The sequence below is a fragment of the Streptantibioticus parmotrematis genome, assembly GCF_019890615.1.
Classification (GTDB): domain Bacteria; phylum Actinomycetota; class Actinomycetes; order Streptomycetales; family Streptomycetaceae; genus Streptantibioticus_D; species Streptantibioticus_D parmotrematis.
On sequence record NZ_JAINVZ010000005.1, the window covers coordinates 241063 to 261651 of the forward strand.

Sequence of the window (20589 nt, forward strand, 5' to 3'; positions counted from 1 at the left end):
GGGACGGGCCATCAACGTGGTGTCGCGACTGGGGGCTGGTCGTTTCGGGGGGATGAGCGGTGGAGTACTGCATCCTTGGGCACCTCGAAGTCTTCCGGGCGGGGACTCCGGTACCGCTCGGGGGCCCGCGGGAGCGAGCCGTACTGGCGCTGCTGCTGCTCGAGGCCAATCACGTGATCCCGGTGGACCGGCTGATCGACGCGGTCTGGGGCGAGGAGCCGCCCGCGACCGCGCGCGGCCAGATCCACATCTGCATCTCCAACCTGCGCCGCCGCATCACCCTCAGCGGTCCTGATCCCATCGAGACCCGCAATCCCGGCTACCGCATCCGCGTCGAGCCCGGCACCCTCGACCTGCACCGCTTCGAGGAGCAGGTCACCGGGGGACGTGCCGCCATGACCGGGGCCCGGCCCGCGCAAGCCGTCACCGAACTGCGCGCGGCGCTGGCGCTGTGGCGGGGGCCCGCCCTCGCCGACGTCGACAGCCGTCTGGTGCGGCTGGGCGCCGCGCGGCTGGACGAGCGGCGGCTGACCGTGCTGGGCGAGTGCCTGGAGTGCGGTCTGCTCTCCGGTGAACACCGGGAACTGATCGGTGAACTGCAGTCGCTCGTGGTGGAACACCCGCTCCAGGAGCACTTCAAGGCGCTGCTGATGACCGCGCTGTACCGGGCCGGACGGCAGGCGGAGGCACTGGAGGAGTACCGGCGCGCCCGCCACGTGCTGATGGACGAACTCGGCATCGAGCCCGGCGAGGAACTGCGGCGGCTTCATCAGAGCATGCTGGCGGGCGAGTTCACGCCCGCCCCGCCGGCCGCGGGCCGCTCGCCGCACGCTTCCGCCCCCGTGCCCGCCGAGCCCGCCGCCTGGCAGCACGATCCCGCTCCCTCGTCCGCGGACGCGTCGTCGCGTACCGGCGAGCCCTCCTCGGTGGCTCCTCGACACCCGGCCGTCCCGGAGTCCCTGGCCTGCCTGCCGACCGGTGCCGCCGCCGCGACGTCCGCACCGGGCGCGACGACCGACCCGGTGGCGGGAGCCGTCATCGCGCGCTCCGGTGCCGAACGCACCACCCATGACGCCGAGTTAACGTCTCCGGTCTGGCCGCAGGTGCGCACCCCCAGCCTGCTGCCCGCCGACATCCCCGACTTCACCGGCCGCCGCGAGACCATCGAGCTGATCATGCGCCAGGTCGGTGGCCGGGGCGACGGCGGCGGCACCGAGCACGCGGTGCGGGTGTGCGTGGTCGTCGGGCAGGGCGGCGCGGGCAAGACCACGCTCGCCGTGCACGTGGCCCACCTGCTCACGGAGGACTTCCCCGACGGCCGGCTCTACGCCCACCTGCGCACCGGTGACCGGCCGGTCAGCCCCGCCGACATCCTGGAGCGCTTCCTGCGGGTGCTCGGGGTGAGCGGTCCCGCGTTGCCCAAGGGGCTGGAGGAGCGCGCCGAACTCTTCCGCGACCTGGTCAGCGGGCGCCGGATGCTGATCGTGCTGGACGACGCGATGACCGAGCGCCAGGTCGCCGCGCTGCTGCCGGGAACCGCGGGCAGCGCGGTGATCGTCACCAGCCGCCGAAGACTCACCGGGCTGCCGTCGGCGGCCCGCGTGGAGATCGGCGCGCTGAGCGACGGCGGCGCGGCGGAACTGCTGTCCCGCATCGTCGGCGAGGAGCGCATCGGCGCGGAACCCGAGGAAGTCGCCGAGCTGAGCCGCTTGTGCGGAAACCTTCCTCTGGCGCTGCGCATCTGCGCCGCCCGGCTCGCGGCCCGCCCGCACTGGAGCGTGGCCGACCTGGTGGACCGCCTGGTGGACGAGTCCCGGCGGCTGGACGAACTCAACCACGGCGAACTGGAGGTGCGCGCCTCCATCTCGCTCACCTACGACGGGCTGTCCGACGACGCCCGCCTGCTCTTCCGCCGCCTCGCGCTGCTCGACGTGCCGAGCTTCGCCCACTGGGTGGGAGCCCCGCTGCTGGAGGTCGACGCGCCGCGCGCCCAGGAGGCGCTGGAGGTGCTGGCCGAGGCCTACCTGATCAACGCCAAACCGGGCCCCGGCGGCCACGTGCGCTACAGCTTCCACGACATGATGCGCCCCTTCGCCCGCGAGCGGCTGGTCGAGGAGGACGCGGGGGAGCGCCGCGGCGCCCTGGAACGCTGGCTGGGCGCCCTGCTGTCGCTCACCGGCGAGGCCCACCGTCGCCAATACGCGGGCGACTACCTGGAGTTGCGCAGTTCGGCGAGCCGTTGGCAGCTGCCGCGACGGCTCGTGGACCGGCTGATGGCCAACCCGCTCGGCTGGTACGAGCAGGAACGCACGTCCCTCGTCGCGGCGGTGCGCCAGGCGGCGGCCGGCGGACTGGTCGAGCACGCCTGGGACCTGGCGCTCAGCTCGGTGACGCTCTTCGAGGCGAACTCCTACTTCGACGACTGGCGCGACACCCACGAAGTGGCGCTCAAGGCGGCGTGCCGCGCGGGTGACCGGCGCGGCGAGGCCGCGATGCGCTACTCGCTGGGCTCGCTGCACTCCTTCGAGCACGCCACCGACCGCGCCATGCGCCAGTTCGAGCAGGCGTACACGCTCTACCGGCGGATGGACGACCACCACGGCGCCGCGCTCGTCGCCCGCAACATGGCCTACCAGGACTGGCTCAAGGGCGACGTCACGTCCGCCATGGGCCGCTGGGAGGAGGCGCTCGGCGTCTTCCAGGTCACCGGCGACCGCATCGCCGAGGCCCACGTGCTGCAACGGATGGCCCGGGTACGTCAGGACTGCGGGGAGCCGGACGCGGCGCTGCGCCTGCTGGAGCGGGCGGGGGAGATCTGCGAGGAGGTCGGCAACGAACGGGTCGCCGCGCAGGTCCGCAACCGCCTCGGCGAGCTGTGCCTCGGCAGCGGCGACCTCGACGGCGCGCGGCGGGCCTATCAGGCGGTGCTGGAGAGCGTGCGCGCGGCGGGCGACAAGGTCGGCCAGTGCTACGCGTTGCTGGGCCTCGCTACCGTCGAGATGCGGCGCGGCGGCCACGGCGTGGCGACTCAGACGCTGGCGGAGGCGCTGCGACTGGCGGTGAAGGAGGGCGCGCGGATGGCGGAGAGCCGGATCACGCTCGCGCTCGCGGAGGCCTGCCTGGTGGCGCGTCCCGAGGCCGCCGCCTCACACGCGGAGCACGCCCTGCGGGGCTTCGAGGCGATCGGGGCGACCCTGTTCAGGGCCAGGGCGCTGGGCGTCAGGGGCCGGATACGGGCCGAGGGCGGTGATCCGGAGGCGGCCAGGAACGACTGGCGGGCGGCGAAGGGACTGCTGTCCGGGATGCGGCTCGACCAGGGCGCGATGGCGCTGGCCGGAGAGCTGAGCGGGTGGCTGACGGCGCTGCCGGGCGAGACTGCCGGGAACGCGGGGGACGCCGGGGTGCTGACGCGGGCGGACGAGCTGTCCTGCGCCGATCAGGTGGTCTGAGCGGATCACACGGGCCGGGTGATCGGTCGCCTTCGCTGATCGGTCCCCTTCGCGGGTGCCACGACCACGGAACGGGGTCAGTCCCACTGGGTGTTGCCCGGGGTCGGCGCCGGGGTGGGCGCGCCGGTCGGGGCCGGGGTGCCGCCGCCGTCGGCCGTGACGACCGCGGTGCGCGGGGCGTGGGCGGGTGAGCCGGAGGGGACGACGGCCGCCGCGGTGCCCGCGAGGGCGGTGAGCAGGGTGACACTGGCGGCGAGACGACGCAGGGCATAGGGGGACATCGAAGCCAACTCCCTTGGTGGGGGCCGCCGTTCGGTGTGCGGCGGCTGATGACTTCGATGGTTCGCCGGGGTGCTTTCGTCCGGCTTCCCACACGTCCTCGATCCGCTATCGAGCGCGACTCGAGTGGAATCCGCTATCGGCGGAACCCGGACCTCCGCCGCGCCGGCCCATCGTGACGACGGCGTTCGCCGAAAGGAGCCGTCCCGCGGCCGAAGGCGGATCGATAGCCGGACGATACCGGCGCCGCCAACCGTGGGCCGGTATCCGCGGTCTTCCCGCGCCCGAACGAGGAACGGTGTCCCGATGAAGCTCTCGATCCACATCACCGACAGCGCCTTCGGCGTCGCCGCCGCGGACGTCGACGTCCTGCTCAGGAGCCACGCCGACGGCGGCTGGGAGGACCTCGTCCGCGGCAGGACGGGGGTGGACGGCACCCTCGCGGTGTGGAGCGGCGCGCCCCTGGAGTCGGGGGTCTACCAGCTCGTCTGCGATCTGGACGGCTACTACGCCATCCTCGGCACGGTGCCGCTCCACCCGCGGGCCATCGTGGAGTTCCGGGTGAGCGACCCGGCGGCGGACCTGCATCTGCCGGTGGTGGTCTCCTCGCACTCCTGTCTGAGCTATCGCGGCGCGAGCTGAAGCGCCCCCGGCGGACGAGAGGTTCGCTCTCCCCGGTCGACCCGCGGTGCCTCCGGCACCTCGGACGGGAAGAGGCAGGCGTCGAGTTCCGCCCCCAGGACGGCGGATGACGGGTCGTCAGTCGCGTCGGCCAGCTCGCCCAGCGTGCTGTCCGGAGCGGTGACCGCCCGTCGCACCCCCAGCACCATCGTGCGCAGCGCGGTCACCACGGCCTCGGCGGGCAGCAGGTCGGGATCGGCGCGCAGCGTGATCTCGGTGCTGGTGTCGCCGTCCCCGTTGACCCTCACGTAGAAGGGGTGACCGGCATGGCGCGGCGGCGGGGTCCAGGCGAACGTGGCGGGCGGCGTGCCCCCGGGACCGGACGGCGGGGCGTCCGGGCCGGTGACGTAGTTGAACCAGCAGTCGTGCGCGAACGGCGCACCGCCGGAACGCTGTTCGGCGAGTTCCGCGGCCATGTCCACGTCGTAGCAGCCGTGCCGGTAGGCGAGCAGGGCGCCCAGGTGGACGCGCTTGAGGTGGGCGCCGAGCGCGGTGCCCGGGCCGGTGGCGCACACCAGCGGGACGAGCTGGTTCATCGTGCTGACAATGGACTGCCACCGCTGGTCGAAGCGGTTGGCGCACATCACGCTGAGCACCACCCGGTCCCGCCACACCACGCTCGCGAGCGCGGCGGCCGTCATCGCGGTCAGCACACTCTGCGGCGAGACCCCGTGCATCTTCGCCGCCTCGCCGGTCAGCTGCGCGAGCCGGTGCGAACGCAACGTGGCCTGGATCCGGCACTCCTCCGTGCGCGCGGGCGGGACCGGCAGGTTGCGTCCCGGGCCTCCGTCCAGCAGCCGGTTCCAGTACTTGCGCGCGCCACGCCGCCGGGTCGCCCACCCGTCGCCACTCTGCGCCGCGGCCAGGTCACGAGGCCGGGCCGCCGGTCCGCCCCCGGGAACCCCGCCGGTGGCGAACGCGCGGAACTCGGCCTCCAGTTGGCGCACCGCCCACACGTCGACCACCATGTGGGAGAGCGACACCAGCAGCCTGCGCGGCCGCCCGTCCACCCGCAGCAGCACCACGTGCCATCCGGGATCGTCCGTCACCGGAAACGCGCGGGCGTGCAGGGACCGCAGCGCGGCCGTCACCGTGCCGGATTCGGCGTCCGGCGCCTCGAACCACTCGATCCTTGGCTCCAGTTGGGCATGGACGCGCTGGAACGGCACCTCGCCAGCGGTGTGGAACGTGGTCCGCAACGCCTCATGACGCTCCGTCAGACAGCGCAGAGCGTGCAGGATGCGTGCCTCGTCCAGTCCGGTCACGTCCCAGGAGTCCGGGACGTTCACCTCCATCAGCCGGTCGGCCGCGAAGGTCTCGATGGAACGCCAGGTCGACAACTGCCCGAAGTGCAAAGGGGCGTCGATGGGCATGGTCCCTCCCTTACATGGGTCGTCTGGTCGCCACCGGCCCGCACCCGCGCCCGGGACGCCGTACGGCGCGCCGGACGCGGGTGCGAAAGGAGCCCGGGTCGCCCCGGAGCCGGGCGGCGTGCGTCAGCCCCGGCGGATGCCGCGCCGGCGCGCGGTCTTCGTACAGACCACCATGCGCATGGTCGCCACCTCCTTTCCGTGGGGAACGCGACGCGCCCGGACACCGGAAGCGAACCGGAGCGGGGTAATGCGGCGCTTCCGGATCCGCGATTCCCGGCCCATTCCGCGACGCGTCGGGGAAACCGGTACGGCACCCACTTACCCATGGGCCCACACCCCTGGTCAACGCGCCCGCGTTGGCAGCTTCTGACCGGCACTGACTGCCACCGCCCACCCGCCTGCACCGCCTTGACCAGCGACGTCGCCCCGAGGAAGCTCAGTGACGCACCCCGGGACGACCGGCCGGAACACCCCGGCCGACACGGCCCGCCGGCCGACCGCGGCACCTCGCGGCGCCCCTCGCGATTCCCCGCTGCTCCTTTCCTGATCCCTTCCGTATTCCCGCCGACAAACGGGAATGGCGGCATGACGATAGGTGGGTCGATGTCTTCCGTGGATGAACGGTCACGGACCGCCGAGCCGGTCGCCGTCGTCGGTATGTCCTGCCGACTGCCCGGAGCCGCGAGTCCGCGGGAGTTCTGGCGACTGCTGCGCGCCGGAGGCGAGGCGGACGGCGGAGCCCCCGCCGGGCGGCTGTCCGAGGGCGGCGCGAAGGAGCACGACCTGGGCCGGTTCATCGAGGGCGCCGACCGCTTCGACGCCGCGTTCTTCGGCATCCCGCCGGCCGAGGCCGCCGCCATGGACCCTCAGCAGCGGCTGACGCTGGAGCTGGCCTGGGAGGCGCTGGAGGACGCCCGCATCCTCCCGGCGTCCGTACGCGACACCGCGACCGGTGTCTTCGTCGGCGCGATCACCGGGGACTACGCCCAACTCCACGACCGCCTCGGCGAGTCGGCACTGAGCCGCCACTCGGTCACCGGCACCCACCGCAGCCTGATCGCCAACCGCGTCTCGTACCTGTTCGGCCTGCGCGGCGCCAGCCTCGTCGTCGACAGCGGCCAGTCCTCCTCCCTGGTGGCGGTCCGGCTGGCCTGCGAGGAACTGCGGCGCGGCGCCTGCGACCTGGCCCTCGCCGGCGGCGTGAACCTCAACCTGCTGGACGGGTCCAGCGCCGCGCTCGGCAGGCTCGGCGCCCTCTCCCCGGACGGCCGCTGCCACACCTTCGACCAACGAGCCAACGGCTACGTGCGCGGTGAGGGCGGCGGCATGGTCGTGCTCAAGCCGCTGTCCGCCGCCCTCGCCGACGGCGACCCCGTGCACTGCGTGATCCTCGGCGGCGCCGTCAACAACGACGGCGGCGGCGAGGGCCTGACCGTGCCGACCGCGCGGGCCCAGGAAGAGGTCGTACGCGCCGCCTGCGGCGAGGCGGGCGTCGCCCCGGAGTCCGTGCGCTACGTCGAACTGCACGGCACCGGCACCGCCGTGGGCGACCCCGTGGAGGCGGCGGCCCTCGGCGCCGCCCTCACCGCCGGCCGTGCCGCCGACCGCCCACTGCTGGTGGGATCGGCCAAGGGCAACGTGGGCCACCTGGAGGGAGCGGCGGGCATCACCGGCCTCATCAAGGTCGCCCTGACCCTGCGCCACCGCACCCTCGTCCCCACCCCCACCTTCGAGACGCCCTCCGACCGCATCCCGCTGGCCGACCTGCGCCTCGACGTCGTGCGGACGGTACGCGACTGGCCCGGCGAGAACGGACAACTGGTCGCCGGAGTCAGCGCGTTCGGGATGGGCGGCACCAACTGCCACCTGGTGCTGGCCTCCAACGAACCGGCCACGTCCAGCGGGCACGCCGAGACCCCGGACACCACCGAGGCCGATGGCGAGCCCGCCCCCTGGATCCTCTCCGCGCGATCCCACGACGCGTTGCGCGGACAGGCCCGCGCCCTCGCCGCCCACCTCGCCGACCGGCCGGACGCCCGCCCCGCCGACATCGCGCTCTCCCTCGCCCGCACCCGTACCCTCTTCGAGCAGCGAGCCGTGCTGCTCGGCGCCGACCGCGATCAACTCATCTCCTCAGCAAAGGAATTGGCGGACGGGAAGCCCGGTGCGCGGGTGATCGCGGGGCGGGCGACCACGGGCGGCTGCGCCTTCATATTCCCCGGGCAGGGTTCCCAGTGGACCGGCATGGCCCGCGAACTCCTCACCGAATCCGCCCCGTTCGCCTCTCGGGTCGCCGAGTGCGCCGAAGCGCTCGCTCCGTACGTCGACTACGACCTGCTCGCCGTCCTGCGTGAGGAGCCGGGTGCCCCCGGCCACGACCGGGTGGACGTGGTACAGCCCGCGCTGTGGGCCGTCATGGTGGGGCTCGCGGAGGTCTGGCGCTCCCGTGGCGTACGGCCGGCCGCCGTGCTGGGCCACTCCCAGGGCGAGATCGCCGCCGCCACCGTGACCGGCGCGCTGTCGCTGCCCGACGCCGCCCGCGTGGTCGCCCTGCGCGCCCGCGCCCTCTCCCGCGTCGCGGGCGGCCGCATGCTGTCGGTCGCCGCGCCGCGTGACGTGGTGGCCGCCGAGCTGCCCACCTCAGGCGTCGTCACCGTCGCCGTCGTCAACAGCCCGCGCGCCACCGTGCTCGCCGGGCCACAGGACGAACTCGCTGCGCTGCGCGAGCTGTTCGAGGCCCGGGGTCTGCGCAGCCGCCCCGTCGCCATCGACTACGCCTCGCACACCGCGGCGGTGGAGGCGGTACGCGACGAGATCCTGACCGCTCTCGCCCCCATCGCCCCCGTCTCCACCGACATCCCGTTCCACTCCGCCATCACCGGGCAACCGGTCGACACCGCGACCCTCGACGCGGAGTACTGGTACCGCAGCCTGCGCTCTCCCGTGCGGTTCGCCGACTCCACCCGCGCCGCGCTCGACGCCGGATGCACCCTCTTCGTCGAGTGCAGCCCGCACCCCATGCTGCTGGGCGCCGTCCAGGAGACCGCGGAGGAAGCCGGTCGCGAGGCAGCCGCCGTCGGCACCCTGCGACGGGACGAAGGCGGCCGCGACCGGCTGCGCCGCAGCCTCGCCGAGGCGTTCACCCGCGGCGCGCCCGTCGACTGGAGACCGGAGCACGACACCCCCGGCGCCCGCCTCACGGACCTGCCGACCTACGCCTTCCAGCGCGAACGCCACTGGATCGGGGAGGCACCACGCCCCCGCGCGACGACACCCCGTACCGCCGTGTCCTCCCAGGACGACCGCTCCCGGACGCTTCCCACCCCGGCCGCGCTCCTGCGGACCGTCACCGACGCCGCCGCCGTCGTCCTGGGCCACACCGACGGCACCGCCCTCGACCCCACGCGCAGCTTCCGCGACCTCGGATTCGACTCCATGGGCACCGTCGAGCTGCGCGACCGGCTCACCGCGATCACCGGCCTGCCGCTGCCGACCACCGTCACGTACGAGTACCCCACCCCCGAGCGCCTCGCCGGCCGCCTCCACGCACTCCTGGACGGCGACCGCACCGACGCCGCACCGCAGACCCCTGAGAACACCACGGCCGACGCCACCGATCCCATCGCCATCGTCGGCATGGCCTGCCGCTACCCCGGCGGTGTCACCACGCCGGAGGAACTGTGGCGACTGGTGGCCGACGGGACGGACGCGATCAGCGAACTCCCCACGGACCGGGGCTGGGACCTCGACACCCTGCTCGGCGACGGGCCGGGCCGCCTCACCAGTGCGTACGGCGGATTCCTGCACGACGCCCCGCAGTTCGACGCCGCGTTCTTCGGGCTGAGCCCGCGCGAGGCACTCGCCATGGACCCGCAGCAGCGCCTGGTGCTGGAGACCTCGTGGGAGGCGCTGGAACGCGCCGGTCTCGACCCGGCCGCGCTCTCCGGCAGGCCCGTGGGCGTCTTCGTCGGCGCGATGGCCGCCGAGTACGGCCCCCGGCTCGCCGCACCCGCAGGCGCGGGGGACGGCCACCTGCTCACCGGCACCGCCCTCAGCGTCGCATCCGGACGCGTCGCCTACACCCTCGGCCTGACCGGTCCCGCGCTCACCGTCGACACCGCCTGCTCGTCCTCCCTGGTCGCCGTGCACCTCGCGGTGCAGTCCCTGCGGCGCGGAGAATGCCCGATGGCACTGGCCGGTGGCGTCACCGTGATGGCGGGCCCCGGCAACCTCGTCGAGTTCAGCAGACAGAACGGCCTCGCCCCGGACGGCCGCGCCAAGGCGTTCTCCGTGGGAGCCGACGGCACCTCGTTCGCCGAGGGCTGCGGGGTGCTGGTGCTGGAACGGCTGTCGGACGCGCTGCGCGCCGGACACCCGGTGCACGGGGTGATCCGCGGCACCGCGATCAACCAGGACGGCGCCAGCAACGGACTGACCGCGCCCGACGGACAAGCGCAGCGCAGGCTGATCCGCCAGGCCCTCGCCGACGCCCGCCTCGACGCGGGTGACGTCGACGCGATCGAAGCCCACGGCACCGGCACGGCGCTGGGCGATCCCATCGAGGCCAACGCCCTCATTGACACCTACGGCCGCGGCGCCGGGCGCGGCGGCGACCGTCCCGTGTGGCTGGGCTCGGTGAAGTCCAACATCGGTCACACCCAGGCGGCGGCCGGGGTCGCCGGCGTCATCAAGATGGTCGAGGCGATGCGCCACGAGACGCTGCCCCGCACCCTCCACGCCGACGAGCCGACCACCAAGGCCGAGTGGGACAACGGCAACGTCCGGATCCTGACGTCCGATCAACGATGGCCGCGCCGGGCGGACGGAACGCGTCGGGCGGCGGTGTCCTCGTTCGGCATCAGCGGTACCAACGCCCACGTCGTGCTGGAGGAGCCCCGACACACCGCTGAAGTCCCGCTCGCCGCACGGCCGGACGCGACGCCGATCGCCTGGCCGCTGACCGCGCGCACCGACAACAGCTTGCGTACCCAGGCCGGACGGATCGCGGAAGGGTACGACGGCCACGACCTGGACGGCGTGGCGGCGACCCTCGCGGGCCGCACACGATTCGAGCGGCGAGCGGTGGCCCTGGGCACGGACGCCACGCGGCTCCTCGACGCACTGCACGCGTTGCGCGACGGTCACCCCGCCTCCGGTCTGGTGACCGGGACGGCCCGCCGTGATCCCCGCTTGGCGGTGGTGTTTTCGGGTCAGGGTGGTCAGCGGTTGGGGATGGGTCGGGGGTTGTATGAGGCGTTTCCGGTGTTCGCGGGGGCGTTCGATGGGGTGTGTGGGGTGGTTGACGGGTTGTTGGGTCGGTCGTTGAGGGAGGTGTTGTGGGCTGTGCCGGGGGGTGGGGCTGCGGGGTTGGTGGATGAGACGGGGTTTACGCAGCCGGGGTTGTTTGCGTTTGAGGTGGCGTTGTTCCGGTTGTTGGGGTCGTGGGGTGTGGTGCCGGGTGTGGTGGCGGGTCATTCGGTGGGGGAGTTCGCTGCGGCGTGTGTGGCGGGGTTGTGGGATGTGGGTGATGCGGCGCGGTTGGTGGTGGCGCGGGGTCGTTTGATGCAGGGGTTGCCGTCGGGTGGGGGGATGTTCGCGGTGGCGGCGGGTGAGGGGGAGGTGTTGGGGTCGCTGGCTGGTCTGGAGGGTCGGGTTGCTGTGGCGGCGGTCAACAGCCCTGTGGATGTGGTGATTTCGGGTGAGGTGGAGGCGTGCCGGGCGGTTGCTGAGGTGTGGGTTTCTCGGGGGCGTCGGGTGTCGCGGTTGCCGGTGAGTCATGCGTTTCATTCGCCGTTGATGGAGCCGATGCTTGAGGAGTTCCGGGCGGAGTTGGGTTCGGTGGAGTTTCGTGAGCCGGTGGTGGCGTATGAGCCGGCGGTGGGTGGGGGGCGTTCGTGGTCGGATCCGGAGTACTGGGTTGATCAGGTGCGGGGTGCGGTGCGGTTCGCTGATCTGGTGGGGCGGCTAGAAGCGTCCGGGACTGGTGTGTTTGTGGAGGTGGGTCCTCGGGCGGTGTTGTCGGGGATGGTGCGTGCCAGTCTGTCGCCGCAGTCCACGGCCACCGTCACCGCTACCGCACGCCGCGACGAGCCCGAAGAGCACGCCGTTCTGCGCGCCGCCGCCGAAGCCTTCACGGTGGGCGTGGACGTGGACTGGGAAGCGGTGCGATCCCACCGAACGGGTGCGGCCGATCGGGTCGTCCCCGCCGAGCTGCCCACGTACGCCTTCGACCGCCGCCGGTTCTGGCTCACCGACCGCGACACCACGACCGGGGACCGCCCCTCGTTGCTGGAGCGTGCCGTCCCGGTGGCACACGACGGCGGACACCTGCTCACCGGCAGGCTCTCCCGCCGCAGCATCCCGTGGCTGGCCGACCACACCATCGGCGACGACGTCCTCGTACCCGGCACCGCGTTCGTGGAACTCGCCCTGCACGCGGCGGCCACCTGCGGGGCCACGATGGTCGGCGAACTCGCCTTGCACGCCCCCCTGTTGCTGCCCGCCTCCGGCGCCGTGGAGGTCCAGGTGGCCGTCGGAGGCGAGGACGAGGACGGCCGGCGCGAGCTGACCGTCCACGCCCGCCCCGCCGACGACCCCACCGGCCCGTGGACCCGGCACGCGACGGGCCGTCTCGAATCGGACCGGTCCGCCGCCCCGGCCGGGCCTGAGGACTGGGCGGTGTCCTGGCCGCCGGAGGGCGCCCGGCGGATCGACCTCGACGGGGTCTACGAACGGCTTGCCGAGGCCGGGTATGTCTACGGACCCGCGTTCCAGGGTCTGGTCGGCGCCTGGCGGTCCGGTGACGACCACTACGCGGAGGTGCGACTGCCCGACGCGTCGCGTGAGACGGCCGGGGAATTCCTCGCGCACCCCGCACTGCTCGACTCCGTGCTGCACGTGCTCGTGCTCGACGCCCTCGACGACCCCGCCGGGGGAGGGCGGCCCATCCCCTTCGCGTTCACGGAGGTCAGCGTGGAGCGGCCAGGCGCCGACCGGTTGCGCGTGCGGCTCTCCCGGGCGGACGACGGCGGAGTGCGGCTCGACCTGTGCGACGGGGGCGGCGAACGCATCGGTGCGGTCGGCTCTGTGACGCTGCGTCAGTCAGAGGGCGTGCGCGCTCCGGCGGAGACGGATACGGGTGCGCTGTACGACGTGGCATGGATGCCGGTGGACTTCACGGAGGCGGCGGCTGCGCGTGGCGCGCGTCCGCGCTGGGCCGTACTCGGCCAGCAACCGTTCGCGTCCGCGACGGCCGACGCACTGGTCGGCGCCGGGATCGACGCGTCCGTCCACCGTGACCTGGAAGAGCTCGCCGCCCAGCCCGAACCCGTTGACGTGGCGATCGTGTGCGGGGCACCGGACGACGGCACGCCCGTGGACGCGCCGCAGGCCGCCCGCCGTGCGCTGCACACCGCCCTCGACCTCGTACGGGGCCGGGCCACCGACGAACGCCTCGCCGCGACACGCCTGGTCTTCCTGGCCGACCCCTTCTCCGCCGCCGGGGCACCGGTGTGGGGGCTGGTGCGTTCCGCGCAGGCCGAGCACCCGGGAGCCTTCACCCTCGCCGCACTCCGCGACGCCGCTCCGGACGCCTGGCGCCGCCTGATCGCGGCCGTGACGGACGGTGAGCCGCAGTTCGCGGTGGACGGCGAGCTGACCCGCGTACCCCGGCTGGTGCGGCGGCCCCCGGCGGACATCCCCACGAGCGACCCGGGCGACCAGCCCCGCACTTCCGACGACCGTCCGCTCGCCACTGGCACCGTCCTGATCACCGGCGGCACCGGAGGGCTCGGTGGCTGGCTCGCGGAGCACCTGGTCGACCGGCACGACGCACGTGACCTGCTGCTGGTCTCCCGCAGTGGCCCTGAGGCCCCGGGCGCTGCGGACCTCAAGGCCCGCCTCGAATCCCGTGGCGCCACGGTCCGCGTCGCCGCCTGCGACGTGGCCGAACGCGGCGATCTGGCACGGCTGTTGGAGACCGTGCCCCGGCTCGCGGCGGTCGTCCACACTGCGGGCGTCCTCGCGGACTGCGTGGTGGACGGACTCGGCCCGGACCGGCTGGAGACCGTGTTGCGGCCCAAGGCGGACGGGGCCTGGCTGCTGCACGAACTCACGCGGGACCGCCCGCTGAAGGCCTTCGTCCTGTTCTCGTCGGTGGCCGGTGTGCTCGGGCACGGCGGACAGGCCAACTACGCGGCGGCCAACGGCTTCCTCGACGCGCTCGCCGCGCACCGCGGAGCGCTCGGGCTGCCCGCGACCAGCATCGCGTGGGGTCTGTGGTCCTCGGCGGCCGGAATGGCGGCGGGGCTGACGCGGGCGGACGAGGCGCGGCTGTCGCGCACCGGGGCGCTGCCCCTCGAACGCGCACAGGGACTCGCCTTGTTCGACACGGCATTTGACGGGTCGTCAGCAGTATCGGCGCAACAGCACAGTCCCTTTGAGGCCGGGCCCGTGGTCGCCGCCCGCTGGGACCTCGCCGGGCTGCGTGCCAAGGCCCGCGCGGGGGCCGTCCTGCCCGCGGTGCTGCACGGGCTGGCCCGTGTCCCACGCCGTACGGCCGACACCGCGACCGACCGGTCCGCAGCCTCGCGACCCAACGGGAGGCAAACAGCCGGCCCGCGCGACGGCGGACTGGCCGAGCGGCTGTCGTCCCTGGACGAGGTGGCCGCCCGCCGCACCGTTCTGGACCTGGTCCGCACGCAGGCCGCCACCGTCCTCGGGCACGGCAGCCTCGACGCGATCGACGCCGACCGGCCGTTCACCGAACTCGGCCTGGATTCCCTGGCCTCGGTGGAACTGCGCGGCAACCTCAGCCGCGAGACCGGGCTCACCCTGCCCGCCACCCTGATCTTCGACCACCCCACGGTGGACGCCGTCACCGACCACCTGCTGCGCGACCTCGCGCCGCGCACCCGGTCGGCGGCCGACGCGCTCGCCGACGCGCTCGACCAGGTGACCGCACTGCTCGACCGGCTCGACGACGACCCCGGACAGCGCGACCGCGCCGGGGCCGCACTCCAGGCGGCCCTGCGCAGGGTCCGCCCGGAGCCCGAGGAACCCGCGCTCACGGAAGGGTTCGGCGCGGCCTCCGACGAAGAACTCTTCCAGTTCATCGACAACCAGATCTGAGCACTCGTCCTGATCGTCCTGATCGACTCGATCAACCCGATCGACTCGATCAACCTGATCAACCTGATCAATCTGATCAACCTGATCCCAAGGGGGCACCCACGATGGCGACCGAAGAACGGCTCCGCGAATACCTGAGACGAGCGACCGCCGACCTGGCCGACGCCCGGCACCGGCTGGCCGACGCCGAGGAGCGCGCGCACGAACCGATCGCCGTCGTCGGCATGGGATGCCGTTACCCCGGCGGGGTGACCGACCCGGACGGACTGTGGGACCTGGTGGACTCCGGCACGGACGCCACGAGTGCCTTCCCCGCCGAACGCGGCTGGGACGCCGAGGCGCTCTACGACCCCGACCCCGACACCCCCGGCCACACCTACTCGGCGCGCGGCGGGTTCCTCGACGACCCCGGAGCCTTCGACGCCCCGTTCTTCCGCATGAGCCCGCGCGGCGCCCAGGCCACCGACCCGCAGCACCGGCTGATGCTGGAGACCGCCTGGGAGGCGTTCGAACGCGCCGGCATCGACCCGGCCACGCTGCGCGGCAGCCGCACCGGGGTGTGGGCGGGCCTGATGTACGAGTTCTACTCCGCGCAGCACCTCGGCGCGATCCCCGAAGAACTCGACGGTACCCTGCTCATCTCCAGCACCCCGAGCATGCTCTCGGGCCGTGTCTCCTACACCTTCGGCCTCGAAGGCCCCTCCGTCACGCTCGACACCGCCTGCTCGTCCTCGCTGGTCGCCGTCCACCAGGCGGTGCGCTCGCTGCGGGACGGGGAGTGCGCGTTGGCACTCGCGGGCGGGGTCACCGTGATGGCGGTGCCCGACATCTTCCTGGAGTTCTCCCGCCAGCGCGGACTGGCGCCGGACGGCCGCGTCAAGCCGTTCTCCGCCGACGCGGACGGCACCGTGTGGGCCGAGGGCTGCGGAGTGCTGCTGCTGGAGCGGCTGTCGGACGCGGTACGCGCCGGTCACCCCGTCCACGGCGTCATCCGGGGGACCGCCGTCAACCAGGACGGCGCGAGCAACGGCCAGACCGCGCCCAGCGGCCCGGCCCAGGAGAAGGTCATCGCCCAGGCCCTCGCCGACGCCCGCCTGGAGGCCCGCGACATCGACGCGGTGGAGGCCCACGGAACCGGAACCCCGCTGGGCGATCCCATCGAGGCCAACGCCATCCTCGCCACCTACGGCAAGGGCAGGCCGCAGGACCGACCGCTGCTGCTGGGATCGCTGAAGTCCAACATCGGCCACGCGCAGGCGGCTTCGGGCGTCGGCGGCATGATCAAGATGATGCTGGCGATGCGCCACGGCAAGCTGCCGCGCACCATCAACATCAGCGCGCCGACCCCCCGGGTGGACTGGTCCTCCGGCGCGGTCGAGCTGCTGGACCGCGAACGGGAGTGGGCGCGCCGTGCGGACGGAACGCGTCGGGCGGCGGTGTCCTCGTTCGGCATCAGCGGCACCAACGCCCACGTCATCCTGGAGGAGCCGCCCGCCCCGGCCGGGTCGGAGACCTCGGACGATCCGCGGGCGACGGTGGTCAACGGCACCCCGGACACTCCCGTGAACGCGCCCGCCGCCTGGGTGCTCAGCGCCCGCGGCGACACCGCACTGCGCGGCCAGGCCCGCCGGCTCGCCGACCGGGTGAGCGCCGACCGGGGCCTGCGGCCGGTCGACGTGGCCTACTCGCTCGCGGCCACCCGCAGCCGCTTCGACGACCGCGCCGTGGTCGTCGGCCGCGACCGCGGCGAACTCCTCGACCGCCTGACCGCCTTCGCCGACGGCTCGGACGGCGCCTCCGTCATCACCGGGACCGCCTCCGGCACCACACGCCCCGCGGTGGTGTTTTCGGGTCAGGGTGGTCAGCGGTTGGGGATGGGTCGGGGGTTGTATGAGGCGTTTCCGGTGTTCGCGGGGGCGTTCGATGGGGTGTGTGGGGTGGTTGACGGGTTGTTGGGTCGGTCGTTGAGGGAGGTGTTGTGGGCTGTGCCGGGGGGTGGGGCTGCGGGGTTGGTGGATGAGACGGGGTTTACGCAGCCGGGGTTGTTTGCGTTTGAGGTGGCGTTGTTCCGGTTGTTGGGGTCGTGGGGTGTGGTGCCGGGTGTGGTGGCGGGTCATTCGGTGGGGGAGTTCGCTGCGGCGTGTGTGGCGGGGTTGTGGGATGTGGGTGATGCGGCGCGGTTGGTGGTGGCGCGGGGTCGTTTGATGCAGGGGTTGCCGTCGGGTGGGGGGATGTTCGCGGTGGCGGCGGGTGAGGGGGAGGTGTTGGGGTCGCTGGCTGGTCTGGAGGGTCGGGTTGCTGTGGCGGCGGTCAACAGCCCTGTGGATGTGGTGATTTCGGGTGAGGTGGAGGCGTGCCGGGCGGTTGCTGAGGTGTGGGTTTCTCGGGGGCGTCGGGTGTCGCGGTTGCCGGTGAGTCATGCGTTTCATTCGCCGTTGATGGAGCCGATGCTTGAGGAGTTCCGGGCGGAGTTGGGTTCGGTGGAGTTTCGTGAGCCGGTGGTGGCGTATGAGCCGGCGGTGGGTGGGGGGCGTTCGTGGTCGGATCCGGAGTACTGGGTTGATCAGGTGCGGGGTGCGGTGCGGTTCGCTGATCTGGTCGGGCGGCTAGAAGCGTCCGGGACTGGTGTGTTTGTGGAGGTGGGTCCTCGGGCGGTGTTGTCGGGGATGGTGCGTTCCAGTCTGTCGCCGCAGTCCACGGCCACCGTCACCGCCACCGCACGCCGCGACACCGAGGAACCCATGGCCCTGCTCACCGCACTCGCCCAGGCCCACGTCGCCGGGGCCGAGGTGGACTGGGCGGCCGTCGCGGAGGGCGGCCGGGCGGTTGAACTGCCCACGTACGCCTTCGACCACCAGCGCTACTGGCTCACCCGGTCCGCATCGCGCACCGACGCCGCCGACCTGGGCCTGACCGGTCTCGCCCACCCGGTGCTGCGGGCCGCCGTCACCATGGCGGGCGGAGGCCTCGTGGCCACCGGGCGGCTCTCCGCGACCGACCTGCCCTGGCTCACCGACCACGCGGTGGCCGGACGGGTCGTGGTGCCCGGCGCCGCCCTGCTGGACCTCGTCCTGCGCGCTGGAGAACGCGCCGGATACGCCGCCGTCGCGGACCTCACGTTCGAGGCGCCGATGCTGCTCCCTTCGACCGGGGCGCTGGACGTCCAGGTGGCCGTGGACGCCGACGGTGCCGTGCGGGTGCACGCCCGCACCGACGCGGACGCCGACTGGAGCCGGCACGCCTCCGGCACCCTGGCGGCCGACGCGGGCGGTGTCGATTCCTGCGCCTGGGCCGCCGCCTGGCCGCCGCCCGGCGCCGAGCCCGTCGAACTCCACGGCGCCTACGAGCGGTTGGCCGACCTCGGCTACGAGTACGGCCCCGCCTTCCGTGGTCTGCGCGCCGCGTGGCGTTCCGGCGGCGAGTTGTTCGCCGAGGTCGCGGTGCCCGAGGCCGCCGAGGAGAACGGGTTCGGGCTGCACCCGGTACTGCTGGACTCCGCCTTCCACCCCTACGTCGCGGACGGCGACTCCACCGAACTGCGACTTCCCTTCGTCTTCCGGGGCGTGCGCCAGGTCGCCACCGGGGCCACCGCCCTGCGGCTGCGACTGGCCGCCACCGGCACCGACCGGCTTTCCGTCGAGGCAGTCGACGACGACGGCCGACTGGTGTTGTCAGCAGTCGAGTTGACGGTGCGCAAGGTCGCCGCTGAGGCGCTGGTGGCGTCGGGCGGCGGAAGCGCTCCGGCGGGCTACGGTCAGGTCGAGTGGACGCCCGTCGCGCCCGAGCCGGACGCCGACGCCACCTGGGCCCGGCTGGGCCACGGCGTCGACGCGCTGCCCGACTACGCCGATCCGGACGCACTGGCCGCCGCGGGCGGCGGCCCCGACTACGTGCTGATCGACTGCGACGCCCACGAGGCATCCCGCTCCGGTGACGTGCCCGCGGCGGTGCGCGGGATCACCGCGTACGTCCTCGGCCTGCTCCAGCGTGCCGCAGCCGACCCGGCGCTCGCGAAGGCACGGCTCGTCTTCCGGGCCGACCCCGACGCGCCGCGCACCGGTGCGGTGTGGGGACTGGTGCGGGCCGCGCAGCTCGAACACCCGGACCGGTTCGTCCTGTTCACCGGCGACGCCCCTGACCCGGCCACTCACGTCCCGGCTCTGCTCGCCGGTGCGGTCGCCGCGGGGGAGACGCAGCTGCGCGCTCGCGACGGTGCCCTGCTGGCTCCGCGCATCGCCCGGCGCGGTGTCGCGGCGACCGCCACCGCCCGGATCCCGGCCGACGGCACCGTGCTCGTCACCGGCGGGACCGGCGGTCTCGGCGCCCTGGTGGCCCGCCGCCTGGTCGAGCGCTTCGGCGTACGCCACCTGCTGCTGGTCTCGCGCAGTGGCCCGGACGCCGCGGGTGTGCCGCAACTCGTCGCGGAAATAGAGGCGTCGGGCGCCACGGTACGCGTCGAGTCCTGTGACGTCGCCGACCGCGAGGCGTTGGCGGCGCTGCTCGACTCGGTGCCGGCCGACCACCCGCTGACCGGCGTCGTGCACGCGGCCGGAACGCTGGACGACGCGCCCCTGGGCAGCCTCACCCCCGAACGCCTGGAGCGCGTACTGCGGCCCAAGGCCGACGCCGCCTGGCTGCTGCACGAACTGACGCTGGATCAGCCACTACGGTTCTTCATCCTGTTCTCGTCGATCGCGGGCGCCCTGGGCAACGCCGGACAGGCCAACTACGCCGCCGCCAACACCTTCCTCGACGCCCTCGCCCGCCACCGTGCCGCCGCCGGACTGCCCGCGCTCTCCATCGACTGGGGGCTGTGGAAGACCGCCGGAATGGGTGCGGGACTGACGCCCGCCGATGAGGCCAGGCTCGCCCGCATCGGTGTCGCCGCCCTCACCGAACAGCAGGGCCTCGACCTGTTCGACGCGGCCCTGGCGGACGACGGCTCGGGTGATCCCGTGGTCGTGGCCTCGCGCTGGACCCTCGACGGCCTGCGGGCCCGTGCGGAAAGCGGCGAGAGCGTGCCGCCGGTGCTGCGCGGCATGGTCCGCGGCGTACGGAAGGCGGCGCCCTCACGCACCACGGCGGGCGGACCGCGTGCCGTCACCCTCGGGGAGGCGCTGGCCGGGCTGACCGCGGCGGACGCCCGGCACAAGGTGGTCGAGACCCTGCGTTCCCACGTGGCGGCCGTGCTCGCGCACGGATCGGCCGATTCGGTGGCGGTCGACCGGGCCTTCATCGACCTCGGCTTCGACTCGCTGACCTCCGTCGAACTGCGCAACCGCGTCAACGCGGACACCGGCCTCGCGCTCCCGGCCACCTTGGTCTTCGACCACCCCACGGTCTCCGCCCTGGCCGACCACCTGCTCGCCGAGCTGGCGCCGCAGGCCCCCGACCCGGCGCAGGCGCTGGCCACCGCGCTCGACGCACTCACCATCGAGGCACTGGACGCCGAACCAGGGCGCCACACGCATGTACTGACGCTGCTTCAGGAAGCCGTCGAGCGGCTGACGGTCACTGCGAACGGTTCCGACGGGGCGCCGGACGGGCTCACCGACGAGCTGGAGACCGCCTCCGACGAGGAGATCTTCGCCTTCATCGACGCCCAGTTGTGAAGCGCTTCATCGACGCCCGGACGTGAACCGAGGGACGCCCGGCAGCCCACCGCCGCAGGGCCCCTC

At 73.4% G+C, this 20589-nt stretch carries 6 protein-coding genes; 4 read left to right on the forward strand and 2 right to left on the reverse strand.

From position 1 onward, the window contains the following. The first annotated feature begins 59 nt into the window (after window positions 1-59). The gene (locus tag K7472_RS33395) at window positions 60-3449 is read left to right on the forward strand and encodes an AfsR/SARP family transcriptional regulator (RefSeq protein ID WP_222976521.1); all 3390 of its coding nucleotides are present in this window, start codon (window positions 60-62) and stop codon (window positions 3447-3449) included. Between the two features lie 77 nt (window positions 3450-3526). On the opposite strand, the gene K7472_RS10600 is transcribed toward K7472_RS33395, so the two are convergent. Then, window positions 3527-3730: a hypothetical protein gene (locus K7472_RS10600; protein WP_222976523.1), complete on the reverse strand. Its 204-nt coding sequence runs from the start codon at window positions 3728-3730 to the stop codon at window positions 3527-3529. Between the two features lie 304 nt (window positions 3731-4034). On the opposite strand from K7472_RS10600, the gene K7472_RS10605 reads away from it, so the two are divergent. Next, complete coding sequence (locus K7472_RS10605; protein ID WP_222976525.1) at window positions 4035-4370, forward strand: hydroxyisourate hydrolase; 336 nt, start codon at window positions 4035-4037, stop codon at window positions 4368-4370. On the opposite strand, the gene K7472_RS10610 is transcribed toward K7472_RS10605, so the two are convergent. Beyond that, window positions 4352-5782, reverse strand: a complete 1431-nt coding sequence (locus K7472_RS10610) for a condensation domain-containing protein (protein WP_222976527.1) — start codon at window positions 5780-5782, stop codon at window positions 4352-4354. The genes K7472_RS10605 and K7472_RS10610 overlap by 19 nt on opposite strands. Before the next feature lie 603 nt (window positions 5783-6385). On the opposite strand from K7472_RS10610, the gene K7472_RS10615 reads away from it, so the two are divergent. Together K7472_RS10615 and K7472_RS10620 are read left to right on the forward strand one after the other, a co-directional pair. Next, entirely contained in the window at window positions 6386-14911 is an 8526-nt protein-coding gene (locus K7472_RS10615) for a type I polyketide synthase (protein ID WP_222976530.1), read from the forward strand. A 134-nt stretch (window positions 14912-15045) separates the two neighbouring features. After that, on the forward strand, window positions 15046-20523 hold the full coding sequence (locus K7472_RS10620) for a type I polyketide synthase (RefSeq protein ID WP_443729195.1): 5478 nt from the start codon (window positions 15046-15048) through the stop codon (window positions 20521-20523). The last annotated feature ends 66 nt before the right edge of the window (window positions 20524-20589 follow it).